The following is a 10,999-nucleotide window of genomic DNA, read 5'->3' on the forward strand; positions in this document are numbered from 1 at the left end:
GGCGACTTGCGTGTATGCAGGGCTGCGTTTCACCTGACTTGTGACGATACTTTTGAAACTCATCATTATTGCTGTCTATGTTTTGTCCATCGCCTACGTCCACCTGCGGGGCTCTGTTCGCCATAAGCTGGGACGTCAGCTGAGCGATCACTCCACCTTTCTGGCACCCATCAACTGCTTTCTGTACCTGTTCTCCAAAGTACCGAGCCAGCCGTACCTCAAACCTTCAGACTTCCCCGAATTGCAGCCCCTGCAAGCCCATTGGCAGGAGATCCGCGAGGAAGCGCGAAACCTGATGCAAGCGGGCCAGATCAAACGCTCCGAACAGCCGAACGACGTGGGGTTCAATTCGTTCTTCAAAAGTGGCTGGAAGCGGTTTTATCTGAAGTGGTACGGCGACAATCACCCGTCAGCGATCGAACTGTGCCCGCGAACCATTGAGTTGCTCAACGGCATTGGAACCGTCAAGGCCGCCATGTTTGCCGAGTTGCCACCCGGTTCGAAACTGGTACGCCACCGCGACCCTTATGCAGGCTCGCTGCGGTTTCATTTGGGCCTGGACACACCGAATGATCCGGGCTGCCATATCAATGTCGACGGCCAGAGCTACGTCTGGCGTGACGGCGAAGCCGTGATGTTTGACGAAACCTTTATTCATTACGCCGAAAACACCACCGACAAGAACCGCATCATCCTGTTCTGCGATGTCGAGCGCCCGATGAAATATCCCTGGGCCAGCGCCTTCAATCAGTGGTTCAGCCGCACGGTCATGGCCTCTGCCAGCTCACCCAACGGTGCCAGTGATAAAACCGGTGGCCTGAACCGCGCGTTTACCCGGCTGTACAAGATCCGCCTGCGCGGCAAGGAGCTGAAAAAGCGCAACCGCGCACGTTACTACCTGGAGAAATGGCTGGTGTTTGGCGGTTTGCTGGCCATTTTTTTACTGGTCTAGGCTTGTAGCCGCCGTACTTAACCCACCACCAACGGCGGCAAAGTGCCAAGCAACGAAACCGCTGCCACTGCCGCCAGTCCAAACAGCCACTCAAGGGCAACACTGCTGCGCAACATTGCGATGTGCCCCAGGCGGCTCATGACCAGATTGAACAGCGCCAGCAGCAGCATCACCCCCACCAGAGTCACTTTGATCAACAGGATCAGTGCGAACCCTTCAAACAATGGCGTGGGCCAGAACGCTCCGGTCAACACCCGGGTGTTGATCAGCCCGGTCAGAATGATCCCGGCAACCAGCACAAACCCCAGGTTGCTGAAGCGATGCAAAACCGTGGTCACGGCTTGCCCGGCCGGGCGTCCAAGGATCAGCAGCAACCCCATCAGGCCACCAAGCCAGGTGGCGACACACAGCAGGTGAATCAGTTGATTGAGCATCAACAATTGACCGCGCCAGCCATCCAGCATCGCGCCGTGACCAACCGGCGCCAACGTGGCCAGCAGCAACAGGCTCAGCAACCCTGTGAGGTAAAAACGGACGGGGGCATACAAGGTGATCAGCAACAGAACGCAGAACACCAGATGAAAGGCCCAGACCTGCCCGAAAAACGTGCTGCCCAGCACCAGCCACAACGTGGCGGGCTCCAGGGTTTCGGGCCAGCTACCGGCCATCGAATGGGTGGTCAACAGTAGCCAGGCCACGCCACTGCCAAGCCCGACCCATGCCAGGACGCGATTGACCTTGCGCAGCTGTTGGTCAATCTCGACTGATGGCCAGGCACCTAACAGCAAGGGCCTGAAAACACAGGCCCCGAACATCAGCAGCATAGCGCAAAAATGCACAAAACGGCAGATGACCATTTCACTGACAATCAACTCAGTTGCTCACCGTAAAGCTGTAATCGCCGGTGCTTTTGTGAGTGTCGACCGACACTGCATTCCACTTCACCTGATAGGTGCCCGCTGGCAGCGGCTGGGCCGGGGTCACGATCAGAACTTTCTTGTTGGCAGGCTCGGTCTTGATGCTGCTCACTGCAACCGGCGCCTGGTCACGGGTCACAACGACCTTGGTGAACGCCTGCTCCACACCCTCGGTAAAGACCAAACGCAGTTCGCTGGCACGGTTGACGGTGCTACCGGCAGCGGGCGTCGACTGTTCCAGATGGGCATGGGCAAACGCCGCGCTGGCACCGGCCATCAGTGTCAGCAATGCAGCGGTATTGAGGACTTTTTTCATGAGAGCAGCAGCCATTGCACAGTACCTTGAGAGTGAAATACGCGGTCATAATACTCGCCTAAACTGATTGAAGGGCGAGCGCACGCAACAACCCGGAACCTGACCCGACGCCTCCCCCGCAAGGATCCCAGCATGCCCACACGCCTGAGTTTTATCTGTCATGCCCGCACTGAAGCCCAGCGTCTGGGCCGCTTCGCACTGGATGAACCGGCAGAACCAAAAGGCTTGCTGCTGGCAGCCGAACTGAGTGCGAGGCTGAAAAAACCGGTACGCATACTCTGTGCGCCCGAAACCCGGACCTTGCAAACTGCCCAGGCACTGGGCGGCGAAATAGAAATCGTACCCGCCCTGGGAGACTACGATGTCGGCGACTGGCAGGGGCTGCGTCTGTCGGACCTACAACAGAGCATGCCGCAGGTGCTCACAAACTGGATCAACAACCCGTTTTCAGTGCCCCACGGCGGCGAGTCCGTGCAAAACCTTTGCCTGCGCGTCAGCGCCTGGCTCGATGAGTTTCGCGAAGAGGGCCACTTTGCCGTGGTGACTCATCCCTTTGTGATCCGTGCCGCCATTTTGCATGCACTCGCAGCGGACACGTCCTCCTTCAACCTGATTGACGTAGAACCGCTGTCGGTGGTTGACCTGCGCTTCAATGAACGCTGGCGGCTGCGGGTTTGAATCACTCCTCCAGCGTTAGCCCACCCGGTGGCAGCGGCAAGGCGGTTTTGTAGCGCACCTGTTTGAGGGCGAAGCTTGAGCGGATATTGGCCACACCCGGAACCTTGGTCAAAAAGTCCATCATGAAGCGCTCCAGTGCCTGAATACTGGGCACCAGCACCCGGATCAGATAGTCCGGGTCGCCTGCCATCAAATAGCACTCCATGACTTCATGGCGATCGGAAATCGCCGCTTCAAAATGCTGCAGGGCCTCTTCGACCTGTTTCTCCAGGCTGACATGGATAAACACATTGACGTGCAACCCCAGCATATCGGCGTCGAGCAAGGTCACCTGCTCACGGATCAGGCCGCGCTCTTCCATCGCCTTGACCCGGTTGAAGCACGGCGTCGGCGACAGATTGACCGAGCGCGCAAGGTCCGCATTGGTGATGCGCGCATTCTGCTGAAGGCTGTTGAGAATCCCGATATCCGTTCGATCCAGCTTACGCATGAGATAAAAACACCTGTTTTTTATGTTTATAAAGAATTCTTATCCTTAAATGCTTCAAAGCACAACGAACTACAGAGAAATATTCTTCAGCGTCAGGAATATGATTGTTGTAGGACAAGATCTTGGTCTTATATCAGACAGATCTTCGACGTTTCACCTAGCTCCCGCGCCTAATAAACACGACAAGATCGAGCGTAGAGAAAGCCATGAATGAATATGCACCGCTGCGCCTGCACGTTCCCGAACCGTCTGGCCGCCCAGGCTGCAAGACCGACTTCAGTTACCTGCGCCTGACCGATGCAGGTCTGGTACGCAAACCCCCCATCGACGTGGAACCTGCCGACACGGCTGATTTGGCCAAGGGCCTGATTCGCGTGCTCGATGATCAGGGGCAAGCCCTTGGCCCGTGGGCCGAAGGCGTTTCAACCGACGTGTTGCGTGCGGGCATGCGCGCCATGCTCAAGACCCGCATTTTCGACACCCGCATGGTGGTCGCCCAGCGCCAGAAGAAAATGTCGTTCTATATGCAGAGCCTTGGCGAAGAGGCCATCGGCAGCGCCCAGGCCCTGGCCTTGAATATCGACGATATGTGCTTCCCGACCTATCGCCAGCAAAGCATTTTGATGGCCCGGGACGTACCCCTGGTCGACCTGATCTGCCAATTGCTGTCCAACGAACGCGATCCGCTCAAGGGTCGGCAATTGCCGATCATGTATTCGGTACGCGACTACGGCTTTTTCAGCATTTCGGGCAACCTGGCGACCCAGTTCGTGCAAGCCGTTGGCTGGGGCATGGCCTCGGCGATCAAGGGCGACACCAAAATCGCCTCAGCCTGGATTGGCGACGGCGCCACTGCCGAATCCGACTTCCACACCGCCCTCACCTTCGCCCACGTCTACCGCGCCCCGGTGATCCTCAACGTGGTGAATAACCAGTGGGCCATTTCGACCTTCCAGGCCATTGCCGGCGGCGAGTCCACCACCTTCGCCGGGCGCGGTGTGGGCTGCGGCATTGCTTCGCTGCGGGTTGATGGCAACGACTTTATCGCGGTGTACGCCGCCTCGGCCTGGGCTGCCGAGCGGGCCCGACGCAATCTGGGGCCGACCCTGATCGAGTGGGTCACCTATCGCGCAGGCCCGCACTCCACTTCTGACGATCCATCCAAGTACCGTCCTGCCGATGACTGGAGCCACTTCCCGCTGGGCGATCCGATTATTCGTCTCAAGCAGCACTTGATTGCTACCGGCAACTGGTCGGAAGAAGAGCACGCTGCGGTCAGCGCTGAACTCGAAGCCGAAATCATTGGCGCGCAAAAGGAAGCCGAGCGTTTCGGCACCCTGGCCGGCGGTCAAATACCCAGCGCCGCGACAATGTTTGAGGACGTATACAAGGAAATGCCCGAGCATTTGCGTCGGCAACGTCAGGAATTGGGGTTATAACCAGATGAACGACAACAATAAAATTCAGATGGAGAACGCCGTGAGTACCAGCACCATGACGATGATCCAGGCCCTGCGCTCGGCCATGGATGTCATGCTTGAGCGCGACGATAACGTGGTGGTCTTCGGCCAGGACGTGGGCTACTTCGGCGGCGTATTTCGCTGCACCGAAGGCCTGCAGGCCAAGTACGGCAGCTCGCGGGTGTTCGACGCCCCCATCTCCGAAAGCGGGATCGTGGGCGCTGCCGTGGGCATGGGGGCTTATGGCCTGCGCCCTGTGGCCGAAATCCAGTTTGCCGACTACTTCTACCCGGCTTCCGACCAGATCGTTTCCGAAGCGGCGCGTCTGCGTTATCGCTCCGCCGGTGAATTTATCGCCCCGATGACCATTCGCATGCCCTGCGGCGGCGGGATCTACGGCGGCCAGACCCACAGCCAGAGCCCGGAGGCCATGTTCACCCAGGTCTGCGGCCTGCGCACCGTGATGCCATCCAACCCCTACGACGCCAAAGGGCTGCTGATTGCCGCCATCGAGAACGATGACCCGGTCATCTTTCTGGAGCCAAAACGCCTGTACAACGGCCCGTTCGACGGCCATCACGACCGTCCTGTCACCCCGTGGTCGAAACACCCGGCCAGCGCCGTACCCGACGGCTATTACACCGTACCGCTGGACTGCGCCGCCATCGTGCGCCCCGGCACCGAAGTCACCATCCTGACCTACGGCACCACCGTCTATGTGGCGCAAGTGGCTGCTGAAGAAACCGGCATCGACGCTGAAGTCATCGACCTGCGCAGCCTATGGCCCCTGGACCTGGACGCCATTGTCACCTCCGTCAAGAAGACCCGCCGTTGCGTGGTCGTGCACGAAGCCACCCGCACCTGCGGTTTTGGCGCCGAGCTGATCGCACTGGTCCAGGAGCACTGCTTCCACTACCTGGAAGCACCAATCGAACGCGTCACCGGCTGGGATACGCCGTATCCCCATGCTCAGGAGTGGGCCTACTTCCCCGGCCCGGCGCGAGTGGGTGCTGCTTTACAACGGGTTATGGAGGTCTGAATGGGTACGCACGTTATCAAGATGCCGGACATTGGCGAAGGCATTGCTCAAGTTGAACTGGTGGAATGGTTTGTCAAAGTCGGCGACATGGTCAGCGAAGACCAGGTAGTGGCCGATGTCATGACCGACAAGGCCACCGTGGACATTCCTTCCCCCGTGGCCGGCAGAGTGCTGGCCCTGGGTGGCCAGCCCGGCGAAGTCATGGCCGTGGGCAGTGAATTGATCCGCATCGAAGTCGAAGGCGCGGGCAACCTGCGTGAAAGCGCCCAGCCTGCTGCGGCACCTGCACCTGCACCAGCACCTGCCGCCACCCCTAAAACTGCGCCACAAGCCCGGGTCGAAGTTGCCGTGGTTTCGGCGCCCGCGATTAAAACCGCAGCAGTGCTGCGGGTCGCGCCTGTTGCTCGTGTAGCCAATGAACGCCCGCTGGCCTCCCCGGCCGTGCGCAAGCGCGCCTGGGATGCCGGGATCGAGTTGCGCTTTGTCGTGGGCAGCGGCCCTGCTGGCCGTGTGCTGCATGACGACCTGGATGCCTATCTGGCACAGGACTCCAGCCCCGCCGCCGCACCGGCCAGTGGTTACGCCAAACGCAATGACGAGCAGCAGATCCCGGTCATCGGCCTGCGCCGCAAGATCGCCCAGCGCATGCAGGACGCCAAGCGCCGCGCTGCACACTTCAGCTATGTCGAGGAAGTGGACGTCACCGCGCTCGAAGAACTGCGCGCCCAGCTCAATCAAAAATGGGGCGACAGCCGCGGCAAACTGACCTTGCTGCCATTTTTGGTACGGGCAATGGTTGTCGCCTTGCGTGACTTCCCGCAGATCAACGTGCGTTACGACGACGAAGCCCAGATCATCACCCGCTTTGGCGCGGCGCACATCGGCGTAGCAGCGCAAAGCGACGCAGGCCTGATGGTGCCCGTGGTTCGCCACGCCGAAACCTTGAACCTGTGGGGCGCCGCCGATGAAATCGCACGCCTGGCCAACGCCGTGCGCACCGGCAAAGCCACCCGTGAAGAACTCTCCGGCTCCACCATCACCCTGACCAGTCTTGGCGCGCTGGGTGGTATTGTCAGCACCCCGGTGGTCAACCTGCCCGAGGTGGCGATTATTGGCGTTAACCGCATCGTCGAGCGCCCTGTCGTGGTCAAAGGCCAGATCGTGGTGCGCAAAATGATGAACCTCTCCAGCTCCTTCGACCATCGCGTGGTCGATGGCATGGACGCGGCGCAATTTATCCAGGCCATGCGTGGCTTGCTCGAACAACCTGCCAACCTGTTTCTGGAGTGAACATGCAGCCAACACAACACACCACGCTGCTGATTATCGGTGGCGGCCCTGGCGGCTATGTCGCGGCGATCCGTGCCGGTCAGCTGGGGATCCCGACGGTCCTGATCGAAGGCCAGTCCCTGGGCGGCACCTGCCTTAACGTCGGCTGCATTCCGTCCAAGGCGTTGATTCACGTTGCCGAGCAGTTCCATACCACCCAGCGCTACAGCACCAACAACTCGCCGCTGGGGATCAAGACCCAGGCACCGACCCTGGACATCGGCCAGAGCGTGCAATGGAAAAACGGCATCGTTGATCGCCTCACCTCCGGCGTGGGCGCACTGCTTAAAAAGCATGGCGTCAAGGTGATACACGGCTGGGCCAGGATCCTCGACGGCAAGGCCGTTGAAGTCGACGGACAGCGCATCGAATGCGAACACCTGCTGCTGGCTACCGGCTCGCAGACCGTCGACCTGCCGATCCTGCCCATTGGCGGAGCGATTATTTCGTCCACCGAAGCCTTGCAGCCCACCGCCATTCCCAAGCGCCTGACCGTGGTCGGGGCCGGATATATCGGTCTGGAACTGGGTATCGCCTACCGCAAGCTCGGCGCCGAAGTCACCGTGGTCGAGGCTCGTGACCGAATCTTGCCGACGTACGACAAGGATCTCACGCTGCCGGTGGCCGAATCCCTCAAGGCTCTGGGCATAACCCTGTACCTGTCCCACAGTGTCGAGGGTTTCCAGGCCAGCACCAAAACCCTTTCCATGCGCAACGCCATGGGCGAGAGCCAGACCCTGGAAACCGATCAGGTGCTGGTGGCTGTCGGCCGTCGTCCGCGCACTCAGGGCTTCAACCTTGAAACCCTGGCACTGGCCATGAACGGCCCGGCCATTCGCGTCGACAACCGTTGCCACACCAGCATGCGCAACGTGTGGGCGATTGGCGACCTGACCGGCGAACCGATGCTGGCTCATCGGGCAATGGCACAGGGCGAAATGGTTGCCGAGATCATTGCCGGTAAACAGCGCGAGTTCAGCCCCACGGCCATCGCTGCCGTGTGCTTTACCGATCCGGAAATCGTCGTGGTGGGTAAAACCCCGGCAGAAGCCGAGGCGGCGGGACTGGACTTTATCAGCGCCACCTTTCCGTTCTCAGCCAATGGGCGGGCCATGACCCTGGAATCCAAGACCGGGTTTGTGCGGGTCGTGGCGCGCCGTGACAACCACCTGATCGTCGGCTGGCAAGCTGTGGGTGCGGGGGTTTCGGAGTTGTCGACTGCCTTTGGCCAGTCAATGGAAATGGGCGCCTGCCTGGAAGACATTGCAGGCACCATTCACGCCCACCCGACACTGGGTGAAGCCGTGCAAGAAGCCGCCCTGCGCGCATTGGGGCATGCGTTGCATCTGTAAGGGGTGCATTTGTAGTTGCTGTCGAGGCACGAGGCTGCGATCGGCGACGGAGTCGTCGTAAATTCAGGTTGTGCGGTATGTCTGTCGGCACGGGGCTCAGGATTTACGATCGCTTCGCGACCGATCGCAGCCTCGTGCCTCGTCAGCGACTACAGGCATCCAGCATTGCTCCAGCAATCCAGCGCTGGGCGTAATGGCCCAAGACCAGTAGAATCGCGCTCTTTTTTCCAGGGCGCTCGCCATGACCTCTCTCAACACCCCGCCTGAAGCCGAGTCCCAGACCAGCGAGCTGGTCTTCGGTCTTGAAGACCGGCCCAAGCCATGGATTGGCTTTCTGGCCGCTCTGCAACATCTGCTGGCGATCATCGTGCCTATCGTCACCCCCGGCCTGCTGATCTGCCAGGCGCTGGGTGTGTCCAGCCGCGATACCAACCTGATTGTCTCCATGTCGCTGGTCATCTCCGGCATCGCAACGTTCGTTCAGTGCAAACGCTTCGGCCCTTTCGGCGCCGGGTTGCTGATCGTGCAAGGCACCAGCTTCAACTTTGTCGGCCCGCTGATTGCGGGCGGCGCACTCATGGTCAAGCAAGGCACCCCAGTTGAAGGTGTGATGGCGGCGATCTTTGGCGTGGTGATTGCCGGCTCGTTTGTCGAAATGGGTATCTCCCGCGTTCTGCCCTTTGTAAAACGCATGATCACCCCGCTGGTCACCGGCATCGTGGTGCTGATGATTGGCCTGACCCTGATTAAAGTCGGCCTGATCAGCATGGGCGGCGGCTTTACCGCGATGGCCAACGGTACGTTCGCCAACGGCGAAAACCTGATGCTGTCGGGCGTGGTGCTGGCAATCATCGTTATCCTCAACCGCATCCCGCTGGTATGGATGCGCAGTTGCGCCATCGTCATCGCGCTGGCCGTGGGCTATGCACTGGCGGGTTATCTGGGCCGCCTGGATTTCACCGGCATGCACGAGGCAGAACTGTTCCAGGTGCCAATGCCGTTGCACTTCGGTCTGGGTTTCTCTTGGTCCCTGTTTATTCCGATGCTGGTGATTTACCTCGTGACCTCCCTGGAAGCCATTGGTGACGTGACCGCCACCAGCAAGGTGTCGCGCCAGCCGGTCGAAGGCCCGATCTGGATGCAACGGATCAAGGGCGGCGTACTGGTCAACGGTGCCAACTCGTTTCTGGCGGGCATTTTCAACACCTTCCCCAGCTCGATTTTCGCCCAGAACAATGGCGTGATTCAGCTCACCGGTATCGCCAGCCGCCATATCGGCGTATGGATCGCCGGCATGCTGATCCTGCTGGGGCTGTTCCCAAGCGTGGCAGGCGCCATTCAGGCCGTGCCCGAGCCGGTATTGGGCGGTGCCGCCATGGTGATGTTCGGTGCCGTAGCGGCCTCGGGGATCAACATTCTGGCCAGCATCCACCTGGACCGTCGCGCCCTGCTGATCATTGCCGTCTCCCTGGCCTTGGGTCTGGGTGTGTCCCAGGTGCCCGAGTTCCTCGCCCACATGCCCGCTGCCCTGCGCAACGTGCTGGAGTCCGGCGTGGCCACAGGCGGCATCTGCGCGCTGCTGTTGAACTGGTTCCTGCCGCCAGTCGAGAAAAACCCGGCGTAGTCAGCACTCTGAAAAAGGCAGGACCGCCTTGCGCCGTCCTGCCTTTTTTTTGTCTGAAATCAGCCAACCTGCAGGGGCTGTTGACGGCTGACCTTTCCCTCTTACACAGCTTGAATTAATCTTTGCATGACGACCATGTTCCTATTCAGGTTACGCACATGAGTACCTACGGAAAACGCCTCAGAGAAGAGCGCCTGCGCCTTGATCTGACACAACAGCAACTGGCGCTGGCCGGAGGAATCGGTCGCAACACGCAAAGCCTGTATGAGCGGGACCTGAGCCTGCCCCGAGCCGATTATCTGGCGTTGATCACCCTGCTCGGTATTGATGTGCTCTACATCCTGAACGGTCGCCACACCCTGTATCGCCCCCCCTCTGCCACTGTGCCTGCTGGCAATGGACAGCTCACCAAAAACTGATCTTGAACTCAGCAACATGACCTTATTCAATCAGGAGTCTTGTGTGACCGAACCCGGAACAAATCATCAAAAAGCCCTTGATCGCTTTCTCGCCGAACACCCGGAGCTGGCCGCAGAACTTGAAACGTTAAACCCGTTGGCTGCCCGCGCTGTCGGCCAGTCGATGAAGGAGTATCGCCAGGAACGCTTGAACGAAGCCTTTGAGGCCGAGGCCGAGCGCCTGGGCTTTTTTGCCTGGGAACTGACCCTGCAATTGACCAGTGCAAATGCCGAAGAATTCGAGGCCCAGCGTCTTGAGGTTCACCGCGAAGTGGCGCAAATGGCGGGCATGGACTGGGCAGAATATTGCGAACTACATGGCCTTGAAGGGCGCTGATTTCATAGGTTCCACACGTCACCTGAAACACCGCAGCGCCTGCATCG

The 10,999-nt window shown here is 59.8% G+C and carries 12 protein-coding genes; 9 read left to right on the forward strand and 3 right to left on the reverse strand.

All coding sequences use genetic code 11. From position 1 onward, the window contains the following. The first annotated feature begins 52 nt into the window (after nt 1-52). Nucleotides 53-952, forward strand: coding sequence for a lipid A hydroxylase LpxO (lpxO, locus tag V6P94_RS18965; protein WP_133076132.1), 900 nt, complete (start codon nt 53-55; stop codon nt 950-952). A gap of 17 nt (nt 953-969) precedes the next feature. Here the strand turns inward: lpxO and copD are convergent, their stop codons facing one another. Next, nucleotides 970-1,821, reverse strand: coding sequence for a copper homeostasis membrane protein CopD (gene copD / locus V6P94_RS18970; protein WP_326399035.1), 852 nt, complete (start codon nt 1,819-1,821; stop codon nt 970-972). Nucleotides 1,822-1,825: 4 nt separating this feature from the next. After that, complete coding sequence (copC, locus tag V6P94_RS18975) at nt 1,826-2,200, reverse strand: copper homeostasis periplasmic binding protein CopC (RefSeq protein ID WP_219261068.1); 375 nt, start codon at nt 2,198-2,200, stop codon at nt 1,826-1,828. Between the two features lie 117 nt (nt 2,201-2,317). Between copC and V6P94_RS18980 the strand changes: the two genes are divergently transcribed. After that, nucleotides 2,318-2,863: a histidine phosphatase family protein gene (locus V6P94_RS18980; RefSeq protein WP_326397689.1), complete on the forward strand. Its 546-nt coding sequence runs from the start codon at nt 2,318-2,320 to the stop codon at nt 2,861-2,863. Between the two features lies 1 nt (nt 2,864). Here V6P94_RS18980 and bkdR read toward each other — a convergent pair whose 3' ends face one another. Next, the gene (gene bkdR / locus V6P94_RS18985) at nt 2,865-3,353 is read right to left on the reverse strand and encodes a Bkd operon transcriptional regulator BkdR (RefSeq protein WP_016781430.1); all 489 of its coding nucleotides are present in this window, start codon (nt 3,351-3,353) and stop codon (nt 2,865-2,867) included. A gap of 206 nt (nt 3,354-3,559) precedes the next feature. Between bkdR and V6P94_RS18990 the strand changes: the two genes are divergently transcribed. From V6P94_RS18990 to V6P94_RS19020, 7 genes are all read left to right on the forward strand, one after another. Continuing rightward, nucleotides 3,560-4,792, forward strand: coding sequence for a 3-methyl-2-oxobutanoate dehydrogenase (2-methylpropanoyl-transferring) subunit alpha (locus tag V6P94_RS18990; RefSeq protein ID WP_133076128.1), 1,233 nt, complete (start codon nt 3,560-3,562; stop codon nt 4,790-4,792). Nucleotides 4,793-4,796: 4 nt separating this feature from the next. Beyond that, nucleotides 4,797-5,852 (forward strand): alpha-ketoacid dehydrogenase subunit beta, encoded by a 1,056-nt coding sequence (locus V6P94_RS18995; RefSeq protein ID WP_019826497.1) that lies wholly within the window; start codon nt 4,797-4,799, stop codon nt 5,850-5,852. Continuing rightward, entirely contained in the window at nt 5,853-7,142 is a 1,290-nt protein-coding gene (locus V6P94_RS19000; RefSeq protein ID WP_326397688.1) for a dihydrolipoamide acetyltransferase family protein, read from the forward strand. A 2-nt stretch (nt 7,143-7,144) separates the two neighbouring features. After that, nucleotides 7,145-8,533, forward strand: a complete 1,389-nt coding sequence (gene lpdA, locus V6P94_RS19005) for a dihydrolipoyl dehydrogenase (protein WP_133076125.1) — start codon at nt 7,145-7,147, stop codon at nt 8,531-8,533. A 241-nt stretch (nt 8,534-8,774) separates the two neighbouring features. Then, entirely contained in the window at nt 8,775-10,157 is a 1,383-nt protein-coding gene (locus V6P94_RS19010; RefSeq protein ID WP_133076123.1) for a nucleobase:cation symporter-2 family protein, read from the forward strand. Between the two features lie 158 nt (nt 10,158-10,315). Beyond that, a complete protein-coding gene (locus tag V6P94_RS19015; RefSeq protein ID WP_133076122.1) occupies nt 10,316-10,576 on the forward strand; it encodes a helix-turn-helix domain-containing protein in 261 nt (86 codons plus the stop codon). A 43-nt stretch (nt 10,577-10,619) separates the two neighbouring features. After that, complete coding sequence (locus V6P94_RS19020) at nt 10,620-10,952, forward strand: DUF6388 family protein (protein WP_133076121.1); 333 nt, start codon at nt 10,620-10,622, stop codon at nt 10,950-10,952. Nucleotides 10,953-10,999 lie beyond the last annotated feature (47 nt).

The sequence above is a fragment of the Pseudomonas sp. ML2-2023-3 genome (assembly GCF_037055275.1).
Lineage (GTDB): Bacteria > Pseudomonadota > Gammaproteobacteria > Pseudomonadales > Pseudomonadaceae > Aquipseudomonas.

What these genes read in the sequence shown, in the direction of transcription:
- V6P94_RS19010 (WP_133076123.1), top strand. Translation starts at nt 8,775, where the DNA reads ATGACCTCTCTCAACACCCCGCCTGAAGCCGAGTCCCAGACCAGCGAG.
- lpdA (WP_133076125.1), top strand. Translation starts at nt 7,145, where the DNA reads ATGCAGCCAACACAACACACCACGCTGCTGATTATCGGTGGCGGCCCT.
- V6P94_RS18980 (WP_326397689.1), top strand. Translation starts at nt 2,318, where the DNA reads ATGCCCACACGCCTGAGTTTTATCTGTCATGCCCGCACTGAAGCCCAG.
- bkdR (WP_016781430.1), bottom strand. Translation starts at nt 3,353, where the DNA reads ATGCGTAAGCTGGATCGAACGGATATCGGGATTCTCAACAGCCTTCAG.
- V6P94_RS18995 (WP_019826497.1), top strand. Translation starts at nt 4,797, where the DNA reads ATGAACGACAACAATAAAATTCAGATGGAGAACGCCGTGAGTACCAGC.
- V6P94_RS19000 (WP_326397688.1), top strand. Translation starts at nt 5,853, where the DNA reads ATGGGTACGCACGTTATCAAGATGCCGGACATTGGCGAAGGCATTGCT.
- copC (WP_219261068.1), bottom strand. Translation starts at nt 2,200, where the DNA reads ATGGCTGCTGCTCTCATGAAAAAAGTCCTCAATACCGCTGCATTGCTG.
- V6P94_RS18990 (WP_133076128.1), top strand. Translation starts at nt 3,560, where the DNA reads ATGAATGAATATGCACCGCTGCGCCTGCACGTTCCCGAACCGTCTGGC.
- V6P94_RS19015 (WP_133076122.1), top strand. Translation starts at nt 10,316, where the DNA reads ATGAGTACCTACGGAAAACGCCTCAGAGAAGAGCGCCTGCGCCTTGAT.